This is a genomic window from Klebsiella sp. MPUS7, from assembly GCF_009905335.1.
Lineage (GTDB): Bacteria > Pseudomonadota > Gammaproteobacteria > Enterobacterales > Enterobacteriaceae > Klebsiella > Klebsiella grimontii.
In genome coordinates, this window is record NZ_CP047604.1 from 4,198,152 (window position 1) to 4,216,489 (window position 18,338).

General features: G+C 60.4%; 16 protein-coding genes. 4 read left to right on the forward strand and 12 right to left on the reverse strand.

Going from position 1 to position 18,338, the window contains the following annotated elements; all coding sequences use genetic code 11:
* Positions 1-1,665 carry a choline dehydrogenase gene (betA, locus tag GUC22_RS19665; protein ID WP_116943845.1) on the forward strand — a complete coding sequence of 555 codons (1,665 nt, stop codon included), beginning with the start codon at positions 1-3 and terminating at the stop codon, positions 1,663-1,665.
* 49 nt (positions 1,666-1,714) lie between these two features.
* On the opposite strand, the gene GUC22_RS19670 is transcribed toward betA, so the two are convergent.
* The gene (locus GUC22_RS19670) at positions 1,715-2,410 is read right to left on the reverse strand and encodes a GNAT family N-acetyltransferase (RefSeq protein ID WP_064362407.1); all 696 of its coding nucleotides are present in this window, start codon (positions 2,408-2,410) and stop codon (positions 1,715-1,717) included.
* A 186-nt stretch (positions 2,411-2,596) separates the two neighbouring features.
* On the reverse strand, positions 2,597-3,934 hold the full coding sequence (locus GUC22_RS19675) for an aspartate aminotransferase family protein (protein ID WP_064371454.1): 1,338 nt from the start codon (positions 3,932-3,934) through the stop codon (positions 2,597-2,599).
* A 182-nt stretch (positions 3,935-4,116) separates the two neighbouring features.
* On the opposite strand from GUC22_RS19675, the gene GUC22_RS19680 reads away from it, so the two are divergent.
* On the forward strand, positions 4,117-4,881 hold the full coding sequence (locus tag GUC22_RS19680) for an SDR family NAD(P)-dependent oxidoreductase (RefSeq protein ID WP_049087080.1): 765 nt from the start codon (positions 4,117-4,119) through the stop codon (positions 4,879-4,881).
* A gap of 497 nt (positions 4,882-5,378) precedes the next feature.
* Here GUC22_RS19680 and GUC22_RS19685 read toward each other — a convergent pair whose 3' ends face one another.
* From GUC22_RS19685 to GUC22_RS19700, 4 genes are read right to left on the reverse strand one after another with little or no spacing between them, the layout of a single operon-like run.
* Positions 5,379-6,140, reverse strand: coding sequence for an amino acid ABC transporter ATP-binding protein (locus GUC22_RS19685; protein ID WP_024358860.1), 762 nt, complete (start codon positions 6,138-6,140; stop codon positions 5,379-5,381).
* Positions 6,133-6,798 (reverse strand): amino acid ABC transporter permease, encoded by a 666-nt coding sequence (locus GUC22_RS19690; RefSeq protein ID WP_004132434.1) that lies wholly within the window; start codon positions 6,796-6,798, stop codon positions 6,133-6,135. The genes GUC22_RS19685 and GUC22_RS19690 overlap by 8 nt, the downstream gene beginning before the upstream one ends.
* Before the next feature lie 14 nt (positions 6,799-6,812).
* Entirely contained in the window at positions 6,813-7,454 is a 642-nt protein-coding gene (locus tag GUC22_RS19695; protein WP_004132432.1) for an amino acid ABC transporter permease, read from the reverse strand.
* A 49-nt stretch (positions 7,455-7,503) separates the two neighbouring features.
* Positions 7,504-8,355 carry a transporter substrate-binding domain-containing protein gene (locus GUC22_RS19700; RefSeq protein WP_004132430.1) on the reverse strand — a complete coding sequence of 284 codons (852 nt, stop codon included), beginning with the start codon at positions 8,353-8,355 and terminating at the stop codon, positions 7,504-7,506.
* 234 nt (positions 8,356-8,589) lie between these two features.
* Here GUC22_RS19700 and GUC22_RS19705 point away from each other — a divergent pair, with 234 nt between their 5' ends.
* Positions 8,590-10,056 carry a PLP-dependent aminotransferase family protein gene (locus GUC22_RS19705; protein WP_004132428.1) on the forward strand — a complete coding sequence of 489 codons (1,467 nt, stop codon included), beginning with the start codon at positions 8,590-8,592 and terminating at the stop codon, positions 10,054-10,056.
* 24 nt (positions 10,057-10,080) lie between these two features.
* Here the strand turns inward: GUC22_RS19705 and GUC22_RS19710 are convergent, their stop codons facing one another.
* Entirely contained in the window at positions 10,081-10,722 is a 642-nt protein-coding gene (locus tag GUC22_RS19710) for a LysE family translocator (RefSeq protein WP_024358862.1), read from the reverse strand.
* 308 nt (positions 10,723-11,030) lie between these two features.
* The gene (locus GUC22_RS19715) at positions 11,031-12,365 is read right to left on the reverse strand and encodes a PLP-dependent aminotransferase family protein (protein WP_004132425.1); all 1,335 of its coding nucleotides are present in this window, start codon (positions 12,363-12,365) and stop codon (positions 11,031-11,033) included.
* Between the two features lie 108 nt (positions 12,366-12,473).
* On the opposite strand from GUC22_RS19715, the gene GUC22_RS19720 reads away from it, so the two are divergent.
* Entirely contained in the window at positions 12,474-13,364 is an 891-nt protein-coding gene (locus GUC22_RS19720; protein ID WP_024358863.1) for a DMT family transporter, read from the forward strand.
* A gap of 468 nt (positions 13,365-13,832) precedes the next feature.
* On the opposite strand, the gene GUC22_RS19725 is transcribed toward GUC22_RS19720, so the two are convergent.
* From GUC22_RS19725 to GUC22_RS19740, 4 genes are read right to left on the reverse strand one after another with little or no spacing between them, the layout of a single operon-like run.
* Complete coding sequence (locus tag GUC22_RS19725) at positions 13,833-15,101, reverse strand: Zn-dependent hydrolase (protein WP_064411375.1); 1,269 nt, start codon at positions 15,099-15,101, stop codon at positions 13,833-13,835.
* Complete coding sequence (locus tag GUC22_RS19730; RefSeq protein ID WP_049088996.1) at positions 15,091-16,275, reverse strand: amidase; 1,185 nt, start codon at positions 16,273-16,275, stop codon at positions 15,091-15,093. The genes GUC22_RS19725 and GUC22_RS19730 overlap by 11 nt, the downstream gene beginning before the upstream one ends.
* Positions 16,276-16,292: 17 nt before the next feature.
* Positions 16,293-17,303, reverse strand: a complete 1,011-nt coding sequence (locus GUC22_RS19735) for an ABC transporter ATP-binding protein (protein WP_024358866.1) — start codon at positions 17,301-17,303, stop codon at positions 16,293-16,295.
* Positions 17,293-18,336: an ABC transporter ATP-binding protein gene (locus GUC22_RS19740; RefSeq protein ID WP_004132154.1), complete on the reverse strand. Its 1,044-nt coding sequence runs from the start codon at positions 18,334-18,336 to the stop codon at positions 17,293-17,295. The genes GUC22_RS19735 and GUC22_RS19740 overlap by 11 nt, the downstream gene beginning before the upstream one ends.
* Between the last annotated feature and the right edge of the window lie 2 nt (positions 18,337-18,338).

Here is an 18,338-nt window from a genome sequence, read left to right on the forward strand (position 1 = left end):
TTGCAGTTTGACTACATTATTATTGGTGCCGGTTCCGCCGGCAACGTACTGGCTACACGACTGACGGAAGATCCCGATACCACCGTCCTGCTGCTGGAAGCGGGCGGCCCGGATTACCGTTTCGACTTCCGCACCCAGATGCCCGCCGCGCTGGCCTTTCCCCTACAGGGTCGGCGCTATAACTGGGCCTACGAGACCGAGCCTGAACCGCATATGAACAATCGCCGCATGGAGTGCGGACGCGGAAAGGGCCTCGGCGGATCCTCGTTAATTAACGGCATGTGCTATATCCGCGGCAACGCCATGGATCTCGACAACTGGGCCTCGGCGCCGGGGCTGGAGCACTGGAGCTACCTCGACTGCCTGCCCTACTACCGTAAAGCGGAAACCCGCGATATCGGCGCCAACGACTACCACGGCGGCGACGGCCCGGTCAGCGTCACCACGCCAAAGCAGGGCAACAATCCGCTGTTCCACGCGATGATTGAAGCCGGTGTACAGGCCGGCTACCCGCGCACCGACGATCTCAACGGCTATCAGCAGGAAGGGTTTGGCCCGATGGATCGTACCGTGACGCCGCAGGGACGCCGCGCCAGCACCGCGCGCGGCTATCTCGACCAGGCCCGCGCGCGTCCCAATCTGACTATTCGCACCCACGCGCTGACCGATCATATTATTTTTGCCGGCAAGCGCGCCGTCGGCGTCGAATGGCTGGAGGGCGACAGCACCGCGCCGTCAAAAGCCACCGCCAATAAAGAAGTGCTGCTCTGCGCGGGCGCTATCGCCTCGCCGCAGATCCTGCAGCGCTCCGGCGTCGGCAACCCGGAACTGTTGCGCCAGTTCGATATTCCGCTGGTTCACGCCCTACCCGGCGTCGGCGAGAACCTGCAGGATCATCTGGAGATGTACCTGCAGTACGAATGTAAAGAGCCGGTGTCGCTCTACCCGGCGCTGCAGTGGTGGAATCAGCCGAAAATCGGCGCCGAGTGGCTGTTCGGCGGGACCGGCATCGGCGCCAGCAACCAGTTTGAAGCGGGCGGATTTATCCGCAGCCGCGAGGCGTTTGCGTGGCCGAATATTCAGTACCACTTCCTGCCGGTGGCGATTAACTACAACGGTTCAAACGCGGTGAAAGAGCACGGATTCCAGTGCCACGTCGGCTCCATGCGCTCCCCGAGCCGCGGCCACGTGCGTCTGAAATCGCGCGACCCGCACCAGCATCCGGCGATTCTGTTTAACTATATGTCGCATGAACAGGACTGGCAGGAGTTCCGCGACGCCATTCGCATCACCCGTGAGATCATGAGCCAGCCGGCGCTCGATAACTATCGCGGCCGGGAGATCAGTCCGGGCATTGAGTGCCAGAGCGATGCCGAACTGGATGAGTTTGTGCGCAACCATGCGGAAACCGCCTTCCACCCCTGCGGCACCTGCAAGATGGGCTACGACGAGATGGCGGTGGTCGATGGCGAAGGTCGGGTTCACGGGCTGGAAGGCCTGCGCGTGGTCGACGCCTCGATTATGCCGCAGATTATTACCGGCAACCTTAACGCGACCACGATTATGATTGGCGAAAAAATGGCCGATGCCATTCGCGGCCGCCAGCCGCTGCCGAAGAGCACCGCGGCGTACTATGTGGCGAACGGCGCGCCGGTTCGGCGGTAAGAGTAAGCCCCGCCCCTCTCCCTGCGGAGAGGGTTAGGGTAAGGGAAAACTAGCGAAAATCTTCCAGCCGCTTTATCTGCCGTCCATCAGCATCAAAATTCTCCGGCGCCAGCCACGCTCGCAGCGCCGCGTCGCGCGCGGGCCATTCGCTATCGATAATCGACAGCATATCGCTATCGCGGGTGCGTCCTTTACGCACCATCCTCTGGCGAAGACGCCCTTCCCAGGTAAACCCCAGCCGGGCGGCGGCGCGGCGGGAGGCGAGATTCATTGAGTCGCATTTCCACTCCAGCCGACGATAGCCGTGAGCAAAACCATTTTGCAGCAGCAGCCAGACTGCCTCGGTCCCGAGCGGCGTATTTTTCATCGCCCGCGACCAGGTGACGTGCCCTATCTCCACCGTGCCCATCGCCCGCTCAATCGCCATATAGCTGACCAGCCCGACGGCCCGCTCGGCGTGCAGATCGATAACCGCATACGGCACCAGCCCATCGTCCATGACCTTGCCGGTAATCCAGTGCGCCGTTGACTCCACGCTCTGCGGACAGTTGCTGGCAAGCCACGTCCAGTCGCTGTCGTCGCCGAGGGTGTAGGCGGCAAACAGATCCGCCGCGTGCCGCTCGGTATCCAGCGGCTCCAGCCGGCAAAAGCGGCCATTTAACGCCGTGCGGCGCAGAAGCCCCGCGCCCTGCCACCCGGGCACGCGATCGTTGACCTGCTGACCAAACTCATTGATTTCCGGCACGCTTATCTCTCCCGTAGTGTTATCAGGTTGTTATATCAAGAAACCCGGATTGCAGGAAGATGCTGGCAGAATAAGCTATTGAGTTAAGATGGGATGAAAATCAGCCCCGTTCGCGCGAGGCTTAGCGGGGCTACGAGTAGGTGGCCCGGGTCAGGCGGTTACGCCGCGACCCGGGAAATCATCCCCTTACTTCGCCAGGCTCGCGAAGCGGGCGAATACCGCATCAAAAATCGCCAGCCCTTTTGCCACCTGTTCGGCGCTGATGGTGCACGGCGGCACCACGTGAATGCGATTTTCCACGACGAACGCCAGCAGGCCGGCTTCGGTCAACGCGCCTTTAATGGCCGCCATATCGGCAGCGCCCAGCGGCGTTTTATGTTCGCGGCTGCTAACCAGCTCCAGCGCCTGGAACAGACCGCGGCCGCGCACGTTGCCGATAATCGCGTGCTTCTCCGCCAGCGCTTCCAGCCCCGGACGCAGCACCTCGTTGCCGATGGTCGCCGCGTTCTCTACCACCTTCTCTTCTTTCATCGCGTCAATGGTGGCGACAATCGCCGCCATCGCCAGCGGATGGCCGGAATAGGTCAGGCCGCCGGCAAAGAAATGGTCATCAAAGTAGCGGGCGATCGGCTCGCTGATCAGCACGCCGCCGGCCGGGACGTAGCCGGCGTTAACCCCTTTGGCGAACGTCACCAGATCCGGCACCACGCCGTCCTGCTCGAAGGCAAACCAGCTCCCGGTGCGGCCAAAACCGGCCATCACTTCATCGAGGATCAATATAATACCGAACTCGTCAGCCAGCGCCCGCACGCCCTGCATATAGCCCTCCGGCGGCACCAGAATCCCGGCGGTCCCCGGGATCGACTCCAGCAGAATCGCGGCAATCGCGTTCGGGCCTTCACATTCGATCATCCGCCGCAGATGGGCCAGCGCGCGCTGGCACTCCTCTTCTTCCGTCGTGGCGTTAAATTCGCTGCGGTAGAGATAGGGGTTAAAGAAGTGAACGTGACCGCGCGAATACTCGTTCGGTACGCGCCGCCAGTCGCCGGTGGCGGCAATCGCGCTGCCGGTATTGCCGTGATAGGAACGATAGGCGGAGAGCACTTTATCGCGCCCGGTATAGAGCCGCGCCATACGGATGGCGTTCTCATTGGCGTCGGCGCCGGCGTTGGTGAAGAACACTTTGCTAAAGCCTTCCGGCGCCAGCTCGACAATCCGCTTCGCCGCTTCGCCGCGGGCGAGGTTGGCGGTGGCGGGAGCGATAGTCACCAGCGCTTCCAGCTGGGCCTTCATCGCCGCCAGTACGCGAGGGTGCTGATAGCCAATGTTGACGTTGACCAGTTGGCTGCTGAAATCGAGGTAAGTATTGCCTTCGTAATCCCACAGCTCGCAGCCTTTTGCCCCGGCGATCACCAGCGGATGTAAATTGCCCTGCATCGACCATGAATGAAACACATAAGCGCGATCCAGCTGCCGAACTTCATCATTGCTTATCGCTACCTCGTTCTGTAGTGCCAGCTTCATACCCTGCCCTCTCTCATGTCGTTGTTGTTGGCCTCATCATTGGCCGTTCAGGGAAGAAACGGATAGAGCCAGTCAGGCGAAAATGATGTGACACCGTGTCACATCGCCGCGCGCCGACTGGCCCTGTGCCCGCGCGCGCGGGGTTTCTATAGTGGGAACGACAACCTGCACAGGAGAATGAAATGGCAACGAGCAAAGTGGTGTTTATTACCGGGGCGACCTCGGGTTTTGGGGAAGCGGCGGCGCAGGTCTTCGCCGATGCGGGCTGGTCGCTGGTGCTGAGCGGACGCCGTTTTGAGCGGCTGAAGACGTTACAGGATAAGCTCGCCTCGCAGGTACCGGTGCATATTATCGAACTCGACGTGCGCGATAGCGATTCGGTCGCCGCGGCCGTGGCGGCCCTGCCCGCTGATTTCGCCGACATCACGACATTGATTAACAACGCCGGACTGGCGCTGTCGCCGCAGCCCGCGCAGAAAGTGGATCTGGACGACTGGAAAACGATGATCGACACCAACGTCACCGGGCTGGTCAACGTGACCCACGCGCTGCTGCCGACGCTGATTAACCACGGCGCGGGGGCGAGCATCATCAATATCGGCTCTATCGCCGGGCAGTGGCCCTATCCCGGCAGCCACGTCTACGGCGCCAGCAAGGCTTTCGTGAAGCAGTTTAGCTATAACCTGCGCTGCGATCTGCTCGGGACCGGGGTGCGCGTGACCGATCTCGCGCCGGGGATTGCCGAGACGGAATTTACCCTGGTGCGCACCAAAGGCGACCAGGCGGCGTCGGACAACCTGTATCGCGGCACCACGCCGCTGAGCGCGCGGGATATTGCCGAACAGATGTTTTACATCGCCACGCTGCCGGATCATATGAATATCAACCGGGTCGAGGTGATGCCGGTGCGCCAGGCCTGGCAGCCGTTCGCCATCGATCGGGATTAAGGTTTGGTAGACCGGAGACGCGCATCAGACATCGCGCTCGGGCCTGGTAGCCCGGACAGGCGCGATAAGCGCCGCCTCCGGGACGGTGTTGAGGGGTTCCGTTCACTATTATCCCGCAGAAAATGTCTCACCGTGGTACGTGAACGGGTAAAGGGGGAGAAAACCGTCTCCCCCTTTACAATCCCCGCGGTCCCGCAAAGAAATCGGTGCTGCGCACTGCGCTCACCTCCCGGACCTCAGGTTCGCCGATTTCAGCGGGGGCCAGGGCATCGCTGCATATCACGTTGTTTCAGAGACATATCCGCTGCTGCATGAAAATCTCCCGGAGGCGGCGCTTACGCGCCTGTCCGGGCTACCCAATCTGCCACCCTCCAACACCGAGCCCGAAAATCCCGGGTCGCGGCGTAAATGCCTTACCCGGGCTACATGACCGCAGACGGCTGGAAACCCGTAGCCCCGGTAAGCGCAGCGCCACCGGGGAGATTGGCCGCTGATGCTTACCGGCTGCTCTGCAAAAACTGCCTGACGCGCTCGGAATCCGGGTTGCTGAAAAACTTCTCCGGCGGCGCTTTCTCAATCAACAACCCTTTTTCGAGAAACACCACCTCATCCGAGACCTGGCGCGCAAAATCCATCTCATGAGTCACCACCACCATCGTGTAGCCCTCGGCGGCCAGCGCCTTCATCACGCCCAGCACCTCGTTGACCAGCTCGGGGTCCAGCGCCGAGGTCGGCTCATCAAACAGAATGACCTCCGGCGACATCGCCAGCGAACGGGCAATCGCCACCCGCTGCTTCTGTCCGCCGGAGAGCGTAATCGGATAAACGTCGGCTTTATGCGCCATCCCCACTTTCTCCAGCTGCTGCATGGCGATGGCTTTCGCTTCATCACGCTTCATCCCCTTCACGTGCAGCAGCGCTTCGCTGACGTTCTGCTGCACCGTCAGGTGCGGCCACAGGTTAAAGCTCTGGAACACCATGCCAACCCGCTCGCGGATTTTCGACAGCTGGCGGTGGGACATCGCCCGGCCATTATGCTCATCAATACCCAGCCGCTGGCCGCTGATGCGGATCTCGCCGCGATCCGGCTGTTCCAGCCAGTTCATGCAGCGTAGCAGCGTCGATTTACCCGACCCCGACGAGCCGAGAATGCTCACCACGGTCCCCTTCTCTACCGTCAGATTGATATCACGAAGAACTTCAACGTTATCAAACTGTTTAGAGACGTTTTTGACGCTTACTGCAGTGGTATCAGACATGACTCATTCCTCTTCTGACTCCCCAGGCGCTCAGACGCTTAATCAGCAGCTCCAGCAGGATGCTGATCGCCCAGTAGAGCCCAATCGCGACGATAAAGGCGTTAAACGGGATAAAATAAGTGGCCTGCACGCTATTAGCCGCAGCGGTTATCTCCTGGACGGTGATAATGCTGAGAAACGCGGTATCTTTCAGGCAGATAATCAGCTGGTTGCCCATCAGCGGTAGCGCTGAAGAGAGAATATTGGGCAGAATAATGCGGCGGAATATTTTGTAGCGCGAAAATCCCTGCGCCACCGCGGCCTCGATATAGCCGCCGGAAAATACCCGACGCTGGCTGCGTAAAATCTCAAAGAAATAGGCGCCGTGGTAGATAACTAAGGCGATTAGGCCGGCGGTCCAGGGTTCCATACTAATACCAACTTGCGGTAGCCCGTAATAGAGCAAATAGGCAAGAATCAAAAAAGGAATCGCCCGCATTAAGCTAACAAAGGCAATAATAAGCCGGTTAAGGGTTTTCTTTTGATATTCGGTTAAATAGCACAGGACCACACCGATAATTAATCCGGCGATGGCCGCGGTAATAAAAAGCTCAAGGGTGGCGAGTAAACCAGCAATAAAGCTGTCGCGCACCGACCAGATAACGGCCCACTGATTCATAGCACCTCCTGTATTTATCGCGCCAGACGTTTCGCTTTACGCTCGGCCATCCCCTGCAGTTTCAGCAGCAGGCCAATAATCACCACGTACAGCAGACCCGCCGCCAGAATTGGCGAAAGAGGTTCATAGGTGACCGAGGAAATTCGGTTAGTGACGCGCGTCAAATCCACCACGCCAATCACCGCAATGGCCGGGCTACCCTTGATCAGGAACGACATCTCATTAACCAGCGCGGGCAGGCTTTCAATCCACATCTGCGGCAGCATGATATAGCGGAAGTAGGCCCAGCGACGCATTCCTACCGACTCCGCCGCTTCCCGCTGTTCGCGGGGGAAGGTGCGAAAGGCGTTGCGCCAGATTTCGGCGTTAAAGGCCGAGGTATTGAGCGTCAGCGCCACAATCGCCGCGACGTTTTTATCGAGGTTAATCCCGACGGTCGGCAGAGAAAGAAACAGAAACAGCACCAGCGTGACCAGCGGCGTCGCGCGGGCAAGGCTGATATAGACCACCAGCAGCTGATCGATAACCGGGATACGCAACATGCGCACCAGGGCAATCAGCAGACCGATCGCCACGCCAAAAGCAATGGCGATGGCCGAAATCCAGAGGGTCGTCCATGCGCCTTCAATCAGTAACTGCCAGGAAATTGCATCCATGAAGCCCTCCTTCACCTAAACAGGCGGCGGTTTCCCGCCGCAGAACCCATTACAGACCGGCTAATTTATGGAACTGTTCCGGGCTGGTGATTGGCACGTTCGGAAGATCGTCATAGGTTTCGCCAAACCACTTTTTCTGTAGTTCCGCGAGCTTGCCGGTCTCCTTCATGTGGTTCATAAATTTGGTCATATAAGCCAGCAGCTGCGGCGAGTTTTTCGGGATCGGCCACGCCATATAGCCCGGGCCGGATACCGCCAGCCCCTTGGCGAACACCTTCGGTTTGGCCTTCGCCAGATCGTTGACTGAGATAACCACGTTAATCACGTAATCCAGCCGTTTGTTGGCAAGGTCGGCGTAGGCTTCAGGATAGGAGGGATACTCCACCACCGGCCCCAGCTTGCCGCCGGTTTTCTCCAGCATCGCTTTCAGTTCCGGCAGCCGCGCCAGCAGCGCGCTGCCCGCCTGGACGCCCACTTTTTTCCCGCTCAGTTCGGCAATGGTGTTCAGGGAGTTATCGCCCGCGCGTTTAACAAAATAGTGCTGCGCTGACGCCCACGGCGGCGTGAAATCAAAAACCTTGAGACGGTCGTCGGTAATCACCGCGCCGGTTAACGCCATATCGTATTGCCCGGTGGAAACCGCCGCCAATAATCCGGTCCACGGCAGAATGCTCTGGTCAACGTTGAATTTCGCGTATTTACGTAATTCATCGAGCATATCTTTGTTAAAGCCATCCGCCTGGCCGTTATTCATAAAGTTAAAAGGCGCGTAATCATCTTCGGTCGCGACTTTCAGGGTGCCGGATTTTTCTATTTCCGGAAGATCTGCGGCTGCTGCGTGATAAGAAAAGGCCATCGCCATGATGGCGCCCAGACAAATTGAACCTAATGATTTGTTCATTAATTCACCCCTAATTAATTCGCCAGACGTGTTCATTCCAGAACATGAAAAGGTTTTGCAAAATATGTGCCGACGGAAGTTCCGAACCGCGACTGATGAATGCGTTTTTACTGTAGGGAGCGTTTTTAATTTCCGGATAGAGCCAGATTCACCGCGCGGATGTGTCAGTCATTCTCAGGGTGGTATGGAATTTGCTCGAGTTTCTGTACTGAGCGTTTGAGTAAGGAGCCTGGCATGATCCGACACCTGTTACACGTTGATTTCGACCCGCGCCGCGGTTTGCAGGAGCAGGTGCGCGAGACGCTGATTAACGCCATTCTGGGCGGTATTTTTTCCGCCGACACGCCGCTTCCCTCCTGCCGCCAGCTGGCCAGCCAGCTGCGGGTATCGCGTAACACCACGGCGCTGGTTTTTGAGGGGCTGGTTAACGAAGGCTATCTGCTGAGCCGTCCGCGCAGCGGTTACTACCTGCACCCGGATTATCAGCATGCCAGCCGCGCCGCCGCGCCGGAAGCTGCACCCCAGGATGAGCGTTCTGCACCACGCTGGGGCACGCGGCTGCAAATCACGCCCAGCCAGCAGGAGTCGATTCTGAAACCGGCCGGCTGGATGAACTACCGCTATCCGTTTATCTACGGTCAGCCGGATACCCGCCAGTTTCCGCTGGCGACCTGGCGTTCGGCGGCAAACTGGCTGCACGGCGGCGTGCGCGACCCGGCGTGGGTGGTGGATCATATCGATCAGGACGTACCGATGCTGATTGAGCAGATCCGCACCCGGGTGCTGCCCAAGCGCGGCATTGTCGCCTCGCCGGACGAGATTCTGATTACCCTCGGTTCGCAAAACGCGCTTTACCTGCTGACGCGCCTGCTGATGTCATCCAGCACGCGCGTTGGCGTGGAGAATCCCTGTTTTCGCGAGGCCATTAACACCTTTCTGCTCGCCGATACCGATATCGTGCCGCATCCGGTGGATGAGCAGGGGATCGTCCTCAATGACGCCCCCTGCGATTACTACTATGTGACGCCCGGCCACCAGGTGCCGACCGGGGTAGCCATGAGCAAAGCGCGGCGCAGCCAGCTGCTGGAGCATGCCGCTCGCCATGACGCGGTGATAATTGAGGACGATTACGACTCTGAAAGTAACTTTATGCTCAACCCGCTGCCGGCGCTGAAGGCCAGCGATCGCTGCGGTAGAGTGATCTACGTGAGCAGCCTGTCAAAAGCGCTATCGCCGGGCCTGCGGCTGGGCTTTATGGTCGCTGACCCGGATCTGATTGATGAAGCCCGGGCGCTGCGCCGTCTGGTGTACCGCCATCCGCCGACCAATATTCAGTATCAGATGGCCCATTTCCTCGCTCAGGGCCACTATGAAACCCACCTGCGGCGCTACCATTACGACTCGGCCCAGCGCTGGGACCGTCTCAACAACGCGCTGCAGCAGCATCTGCCGGAGTGCCAAATCATCCCCGGCAGCGAACACGCCAACGCGTTCTGGCTGGCCACGCCGGAGCAAATCAATACCCAGCAGCTGACCTGGCGCGCCGCCCACGCCGGGGTGCTGATTGAGCCCGGCGCGCGGCATTTCCTCAGCGACGCGCCGCCGGCTAACTTCTTCCGGATGGGGTTTCACGCCATTAATCCTGACGCTATCGAACAAGGCGTGGAGGTGCTGCGCGGCCAGCTGGCGCAGATGGGCTGAGCGCCGGGCCCCGCGTCCTCACGGTCATGATGACAAATAAGGGTGAACGGCGGAAACAATCAGACCGACGGCAAAACACATAAAGACGATGCCACCGGTTTTATTCAACTTAACAAAGGCATTCCCGGACGACATTTTCGTTTTTACGCTGTGTGCGAAAAGGCCGTAGAGTGAATGAATGACAACAACCAGAATACAGAAGGTTATCGACAGCACGCTGAACTGCGGAATAAAGGGCTGCTGGGGATGAATAAACTGGGGGAACAGCGCCATAAAAAACACAATGGGTTTGGGATTAAATAGCGACACCAGCAACCCCTGACGAAACCGGTAGCTGGCGGAAGGTATCACGTCCTCTGAAGACGAGAGAGGTTGATTCAGTACGCGGGGCACCGAGCGATAGAGTTTTATGCCCAGATAGATCAGATAGGCCGCCCCGACCCCCTTGACGATCAACAGCGTCAGCTGAGAAGTGGTAATCAGCACGCCAACGCTGCTGGCGGCAATAATCGAGATGACCCCCATTCCAACCGCCACGCCGATGATCCCCGCCATCGCATTACGCAGATTGTAATTCAGCGTGTTGGTCAGCGTCAGTAATACTCCGGGTCCGGGACTGGCAATGGTCAAACTGGCGATCAGAATATAAATGTAGAGCTGCTGCATTGAAAAAAGATCCTGTACAGAACAGGGCGCCACTCCGCCCCTGAAATGATTAACGACGTAGTATCTTCAGGACGTGCGTGCGCTCAGCGTCAAAAGCACAACCGTACATGATTTTTTGTACACTACAGTAACAATTTTAAATTGTCATTAAATTTAAAATTATCCATATAATTCATTAAAATAAATAATAATCGTTTATTTTAATATCATTACCCTGCTATTTATCCATTAAAAGATTACGGATAAGTAAACCTGTATAACGCAGCTAAAACGCCATCGTTATTATCCCGGCGACGATCGCCGATGGACTAGCGGTATTGTTCAAACTCCACGGCTTCGCGAACCTGGAGCAGCGCCGCACGCAGGCTATCCAAGGGGACTGAACCAAGGGCGATGCGGAGCGCCTGCGGCACGTTCGCGGCAGCGCAAAACGGTTCGGCGGTCGACACGGAAATATGGCGATCCATCAGCATTTTCACCAGCCGATCGGCCCGGCTCTCCTCGCCCAGAGGCAGCCAGAGGAAGTACGAACTCGGATGGCTCACAAAGGGAAGCGCGCCGAGCGTCTCACGCGCGAGCGACTGCCGCAGCCGCGCATCCCGTCGCTTCTGCGCCGCAAAACGCGCAACCGTCCCATCATCAATCCAGGCGCAGATCAGCGAGCTCATCAGCGAAGGGGTATTCCACGTCGTGGCCCGTATGGCGCGTACAATCTCAGACCGATAGCGGGACGGGCAGATAACCGCCCCCACGCGCAGCCCGGTGGCGACGTTTTTCGAAAAACCGGTGATATAAACCGTTCTTTCCGGCGCATAGCTGGCCAGCGGCGGCGGCGGATTGCGGACCAGCCAGGCGTATGCGGTATCTTCAATAATCAGCAGGTCATGCAGGCGCGCGAGGTCCGTCAGCGCCTGCCGCTGGCGAGAAGTGAGCACCCAGCCGAGCGGATTGTGCAGCGTCGGCATGGTATAAACCGCCCGTACCCGCCGCTGCCGGCACAGCTGGTGAAGCGCTTGCAGATCCGGCCCCTCCGCGCGACAGGGGATCGCCACCAGTTCCAGATGATAAAGCGCGGCCAGGGCCTTAAAGCCCGAGTAGGTCAGCGCATCAACCGCCACCACATCGCCGGGGCGCAGAAGGCCCATCACGGTCACCGCCAGCCCGTGCTGGGCGCCGCTGACGATCAGCACGTTTTCCGCGTCGGGCGCAAAGCGGCTACCGGTCAAATGGCGGGCGATAGTTTCGCGCTCGGAGAGCCGCCCGGCATGAGGCTGGTAGCGCAGATGAGATTCAATATCCCCCGCCATCGCCAGCCGCCTGAGCGCCTCGCGCAGCGCATCCCCCTGCGCCGGCAGCGAAGGATAGTTGAAGTTGAGATCGATAACATCGCCCGCCACCGACTGCTGATCGACGCCGTGCCCCGGCGGCAGCGAGATATCCCGCACAAAGGTGCCGCGCCCGGTTTCGCCGCTGACCAGCCCCATTGCTTCCAGTTCACGATAAACGCGGGTGGCCGTGGCCAGCGAGATGCGTTCATCGGCGGCAAGGGTACGATGGGTCGGCAGACGGGTTCCGGCCGGCATCTGTCCGCGATGAATCGCCTGCGCGTATCTGTCGACAATGGTTTTGTATCGGGCTTTCATCGGTGAATGTATCTATGACAATAATTTGATTGTATTAGATTAAGAACACTACCATCGCTTCAGACATTGCTCAAGCGGGCACTGCACAGCCAATATTGCGAGGTTAGCGTGGTAGATTCAGCGGTTCATAACACAGCTCCGGGGCCGTGGTCCGGATGGCTTAATGGTTTGCTGGGCGTCATCATTTTTAGCGGTTCGCTGCCCGCGACGCGTCTGGCGGTGCTGGAGATGGACCCTTTTCTATTGACCTTTCTGCGCGCCTCCATCGCCGGGCTCCTGGCCATCGTGCTGGTGGTCGGCTTTCGCCAACAACGCCCGCGCCTGTCGCAGCTTATGCCGCTGGCGATTGTCTCGTCAGGGGTGGTGATCGGTTTTCCGCTGCTCACGGCGCTGGCGCTGCGACACGTCACTTCAGCGCATTCGATAGTTTTTCTTGGGCTTTTGCCGCTGACGACGGCCATTTTTGGCGTGCTGCGCGGCGGCGAACGTCCGCGTCGCGCTTTCTGGATCTTTTCGGTTATTGGCAGCCTGCTGGTGGTGGGATTCGCCCTGACGCAAAACGCGGCGGCGTCGCTCAGCGGCGATCTGCTGATGCTGGCGGCGGTGATCGTCTGCGGCCTGGGCTATGCGGAGGGCGCGAAGCTGACCCGGGAGCTCGGCGGCTGGCAGGTGATTAGCTGGGCGCTGATTATGGCGCTGCCTTTTATGCTGGTGGCCTCGTGGATGACCCGGCCAGCGTCATGGGGCGCCCTGACGGTATCGACCTGGGCTGCGCTCGGCTACGTGTCGGTTTTCAGTATGCTTATCGGTTTTATCTTTTGGTACAAAGGGCTGGCCGCTGGCGGTATCGCCGCCGTCGGCCAGCTCCAGCTATTACAGCCATTCTTCGGGCTTGGCCTGGCGGCGGCGCTGTTGCACGAAACCGTCAGCCCCGTGATGCTGGCGGTGACGCTGGGCGTGATTCTGTGCGTTGTCGGTTCGCGTAAATTTGGTCGCTGAAGCCGTTCCCGAAGGCGGGTTGCTAATATTGCCCTGGTAGCCCGGACAGGCGCGCAGCGCCGCCTCCGGGACGGTGTTGAGGGGTTCCGTTCACTATTATCCCGCAGAAAATGTCTCACCGTGGAACGTGAACGGGTGAAGGGGGAGAAAACCGTCTCCCCCTTTACAATCCCCGCGGTCCCGCAAAGAAATCGGAGCTACGCACTGCGCTCATCTCCCGGTTCGCCGATTTCAGCGGGGGCCAGGGCATCGCTGCATATCACGTTGTTTCAGAGACATATCCGCTGCTGCATGAAAATCTCCCGGAGGCGGCGCGTCGCGCCTGTCCGGGCTACCCGATCTGCCTCCCTCAGGCGCCGAGCCGGAAATCCCGGGTCGCGGCGTAAACGCCTTACCCGGGCTACTCCTTCGCAGACGGCTGGAAACCGTAGCCCCGGTAAGCGCAGCGCCACCGGGGAGAACGGCCGTTTACACTACCCGCGCGTACTGCAGCATCACCTGCAGCAGCACGTTCGCGCCGGCCTCAACGTGCTCCGGCGACGCATACTCGATTTCGTTGTGGCTGATCCCATCCTTGCAGGGGATAAAAATCATCCCGGTTGGCGCCAGGTAGCTCATATACACCGCGTCGTGTCCGGCGCCGGAGACAATCTCCCGCGCGGGATAGCCCAGACGCTGCGCGGCGTCGGCAATCGCCGCCTGGCAATCCGGGTGGAACGGCGCGGCCGGATAGTGGCTCACCTCTTTCAGCGCTATTTTCAGGCCGCTCTCCCGTTCAACGTCGGCGATAAACGCCCGCAGCTGACGGTCCATCTCATCCACCAGCGCATCGCTGAGATTGCGCATATCAATCGAAAAGGTTACCTCGCCCGGCACCACGTTGCGGCTGTTCGGATAGACCTGCACCATTCCTACCGTACCGCGCCCCTCGTCGCTGCGCCCGGCGATCGCCACCACCTCCTGCATAATACGCGTCGCCACCTGCAGCGCATCCTGGCGCAGGCGCATCGGCGTCGGTCCGGCGTGGGACTCCTGGCCGGTCACCACGCAGTCATACCAGCGGATCCCCAGCACGCCCTGCACGATACCGATCATTTTCTCTTCATCCTCCAGAATCGGCCCTTGTTCAATATGCGCTTCGAAGTAGGCGCCAATCGGATGATCGCCCGGCGTCTGGCTGCCGATATAGCCGATGCGCGCCAGCTCCTCGCCCACGGTTTTACCGTCCGCATCCTGAGCGGCATAAATGGTTTCCAACGGGAAAACCCCGGCAAACACCCCGGAGCCCATCATCACCGGCACAAAGCGCGATCCCTCTTCGTTAGTCCAGAACACCACTTCAATCGGCGCTTCGGTTTCGATATCCCGATCGTTCAGGGTGCGCACCACCTCCAGCGCCGCCAGCACGCCGTAGTTGCCATCAAATTTACCGCCGGTCGGCTGGGTATCAATATGGCTGCCGGAGACAATCGGCGGCAGCGCCGGATTACGCCCTTCGCGGCGCATAAAGACGTTGCCGATTTTGTCGACGGTGACGCGCATCCCGGCCGCCTGCGCCCAGCTAATCACCAAATCCCGCCCCTGGCGATCGAGATCGGTGAGCGTCAGACGACAGCAGCCGCCCTTCGGCGTGGCGCCGATTTCCGCCAGCGTCATCAGCGAATTCCACAGGCGTTCGCCGTTAATCCGGCAGTCGGTGGTGTCGGTCATCGGGGTAAAAAGGACATCACTGCTCATTTCGGTCTCCTTGCATAAACGCGGCGGCCAGCTCAACCAGCAGACGATCGCTGCCGCGCGGCCCTAAAAATGAGATCCCCAGCGGCAGACCGCCCGTCTGGGCGACCGGCAGCGTCACCTGCGGACGTTGGGTCATCACGGAAATTAACAGCAGGTCATGGGACAGGCGGCGGACCACCTCTATCTCCTCGGCCTGCGCCGTCAGCAGCGGCGCGCCGTCGGGAACGGTCGGCATCACCAGTACCGCATCGCCCAGCTGCGCGTCCCACCAGGCGGCAAAACGCACGCGCTGCTGGCAGGCGGCGTCAAACTGCGCGCGGGTAACCGCTTTGCCCCAGAAAAAGCGCTCCCGGACGTCCGGCCCTAGCTGCAGGCCGTAGCGCTCAATGGTTTCGCCCTGCGCCTGCCACGCTTCGTAGCCCTGAATCTGGCGAAAGGCGAGATAGATATCGTCCACGTCCGGCAGCGGCGCGGCAAGCGGGGTTACCGCGCCGAAAAAGCGCGCCAGCCGTTGGCGAACCGGCTGCAGCGCCTGCTGGCTGCGCAGCGGCAGGCGGGAAAACAGCCCATCATGACAGGCCAGCCGAACGCCGCTCAGATCCGCGCGTTCATCGGCAAACAGGCAGGCGGCGACGGCGGAAAAGACCTCCGGCGAGCGGGCAAAGAAACCGCAGGTATCCATGGTGGCGCACAGCGGCTGGCAGCCGTCGAGGGAGAGACGGCCGTGGGTCGGACGCAGGCCGAACAGTCCGCAGTAGCTCGCCGGCGTCCGAACCGAGCCGCCGGTATCGGTACCGAGGGCAAAATCGCACACTTCGTTCGATACCGCTGACGCCGAACCGGACGAAGAGCCGCCGGGAATATGGTTCGGCGCGGCGCCGTTGCGCGGGGTGCCGTAATGGACGTTGTGCCCGCTCATCGAATACGCCAGCTCGCTGGTATGGGTTTTACCGATAAAGCGCGCGCCGTTATTTAACAACGTTTGCACCACCGGCGCGGTGCGGTTTTTAATCCCGGACAGCGCCAGCAGATGCGGATTGCCGCCGCCGGTCGGATAGCCCGCCACGTCGAACAGATCTTTGACCGCAAAGGTTAACCCGCTCAGCGGCCCGCTGAGCGCATGCGCCACCGGATGCGGCGGATAGGGCATAAAGGCGCGAAGGTCATCCTGCATCGTGTTTTCTCCTGGCTTCAGGCGTAAAGCGCCTGGTTTTCAACGGACGGGCTCAGCTCGCGCCAGCGATGGCAGCTCACCACGTGACGCGGCCCGGCCTGGTCGGTGGCCGGCTGGCTTTGCGTACAGGCGGGACGCGCGTGCGGACAGCGTTCGGCAAACGCGCAGCCCGGCGGCAGGCGCGAGAGATCCGGCGGCGAGCCGGGAATGCAGCGCAGCGCATCGCCCTTTTTCAACCCCTCTTTCGGACGGCTGCCCAGCAGCACCTGGGTATAAGGATGGCGCGGGCGATACAGAATCTCCTCAATCGACGCCTCTTCGACGATGCGCCCGGCGTACATCACCGCCACCCGGTCGGCGATCTCCACCGCCGCGCCAATATCGTGGGTCACAAATATAATCGACAGATCGCGCTGCTTTTGCTGCTCACGCAGCAGGATCAGGATCTGGATTTGCACCGTGGCGTCGAGGGCGGTGGTCGGCTCATCCGCCAACAGCAGCTGCGGGTTGCAGGAGAGCGCGAGGGCGATCATCGCCCGCTGGCGCATTCCGCCGGACATCTCGTGCGGGTAAGCATCCAGCCGCCGCTCGGGGCTCGGAATACGCACCTGGCGCAGCGCCTCCAGCGCCCGCTCCCGCGCCGCCTGCCGCGACAGGCCTTCATGACGACGCAGCCCTTCGACAATCTGCTGGCCCACGGTATAGACCGGGTCGAAGGCCAGCAGCGGCTCCTGGAAAATCATCGCGCAGCGCGCGCCGCGGTAGCGCCGCAGCTGCCCGGCGTTCATGGTCAGCACCTCTTCCTCACCGACCTTCAGGGTGCCGGAAAGCACGCTGCTTTTCGGCGGATGCAGCCGCATCAGGGCGCGCAGGGTCACGCTTTTCCCGGAGCCAGATTCGCCGATCAGCGCCATGACCTCGCCCTTTTGCACATCAAAGGAGACGCCGTTGACCGCGTTGACCGTCTGACCGTCGCGGCGGAACTCAACCCGCAGATCGCGGATATGGACGTAGGCTTCATGCGACATGGCTGACCTCCTGAATGGCGATATTTTGATGCCAGGGCGACGCGGGCTGCGCCATCAGACAAGCGCTCTGGTGCCCCTCGCCGACGCTTTGCAACGTCGGTTTCACCTCGGCGCACACCGCTCTGGCGTGCGGACAGCGGGTATGAAAGCGGCAGCCGGAAGGCGGCGAAATCGGGCTGGGCGGATCGCCGTTCAGCGCAGAGGTTAAGGTGCGATTATGCGGGTCCATCGACGGCATCGAGCTTAACAGCGCCCGGGTATAGGGGTGGGCCGAGGCGGTAAACAGCTGCTCCGCCGGGCCAATCTCCACCACCTCGCCGAGATACATCACCAGAATGCGGTCCGACAGCCAGCGCACCACGTGCAGATCGTGGCTGATAAACACATAGGTCAGCGCCAGCGTCCGCTTCAACTCCTGCAGCAGCTGCAGTACCTGGGCTTCCACCGATTTATCCAGCGCCGAGACAGCCTCGTCGAGGATCACCAGCCGGGGCTTCATCGCCAGCGCGCGGGCGATATTCACGCGCTGGCGCTGGCCGCCGGAGAGCGCGTGCGGATAACGGTGGGCGAAACGTTCCGGTTCAAGGCCGACGTGCGCCAGCAGATAGCGGGCGTATTCGCTGGCCTCTTTGGCGCTGACGCCGTGTACCCGCTGGCCGAACGCGATGCTCTCTTCCATGGTCATACGCGGGTTGAGCGACGCGTAGCTATCCTGGAAGACCATCTGCACCTGGCGGCGATACGCTTTCATCGGCAGGCGCGATGAGCCCACCTCCAGGCCATCGAAGATCAGCTCCCCGCTATCCTGTTTGAGCAGCTGCATCAGCAGCCGCGCGGTGGTGGATTTACCGCAGCCCGACTCCCCCACCACGCCGAGGGTTTCGCCTTTAATCACCGCGAAGCTGACGTCGTCCACCGCCTGCACCACTTCACGCGCTTTGCCGCCGCCGGCGGGAAAATGCTTCAGCAGGTTGTTGACCTTCAGCAGCGGCTGCGCCGGTCCGCCGAGATCGATATTGATAAAGGGTTGCATCG

Excerpts from the sequence above, each read along its gene's own strand:
- GUC22_RS19675 (WP_064371454.1), bottom strand. The coding sequence starts at position 3,934 with ATGAAGCTGGCACTACAGAACGAGGTAGCGATAAGCAATGATGAAGTT.
- GUC22_RS19680 (WP_049087080.1), top strand. The coding sequence starts at position 4,117 with ATGGCAACGAGCAAAGTGGTGTTTATTACCGGGGCGACCTCGGGTTTT.
- GUC22_RS19685 (WP_024358860.1), bottom strand. The coding sequence starts at position 6,140 with ATGTCTGATACCACTGCAGTAAGCGTCAAAAACGTCTCTAAACAGTTT.
- GUC22_RS19690 (WP_004132434.1), bottom strand. The coding sequence starts at position 6,798 with ATGAATCAGTGGGCCGTTATCTGGTCGGTGCGCGACAGCTTTATTGCT.
- GUC22_RS19695 (WP_004132432.1), bottom strand. The coding sequence starts at position 7,454 with ATGGATGCAATTTCCTGGCAGTTACTGATTGAAGGCGCATGGACGACC.
- GUC22_RS19700 (WP_004132430.1), bottom strand. The coding sequence starts at position 8,355 with ATGAACAAATCATTAGGTTCAATTTGTCTGGGCGCCATCATGGCGATG.
- GUC22_RS19705 (WP_004132428.1), top strand. The coding sequence starts at position 8,590 with ATGATCCGACACCTGTTACACGTTGATTTCGACCCGCGCCGCGGTTTG.
- GUC22_RS19710 (WP_024358862.1), bottom strand. The coding sequence starts at position 10,722 with ATGCAGCAGCTCTACATTTATATTCTGATCGCCAGTTTGACCATTGCC.
- GUC22_RS19715 (WP_004132425.1), bottom strand. The coding sequence starts at position 12,365 with ATGAAAGCCCGATACAAAACCATTGTCGACAGATACGCGCAGGCGATT.
- GUC22_RS19725 (WP_064411375.1), bottom strand. The coding sequence starts at position 15,101 with ATGAGCAGTGATGTCCTTTTTACCCCGATGACCGACACCACCGACTGC.
- GUC22_RS19730 (WP_049088996.1), bottom strand. The coding sequence starts at position 16,275 with ATGCAGGATGACCTTCGCGCCTTTATGCCCTATCCGCCGCATCCGGTG.
- GUC22_RS19735 (WP_024358866.1), bottom strand. The coding sequence starts at position 17,303 with ATGTCGCATGAAGCCTACGTCCATATCCGCGATCTGCGGGTTGAGTTC.
- GUC22_RS19740 (WP_004132154.1), bottom strand. The coding sequence starts at position 18,336 with ATGCAACCCTTTATCAATATCGATCTCGGCGGACCGGCGCAGCCGCTG.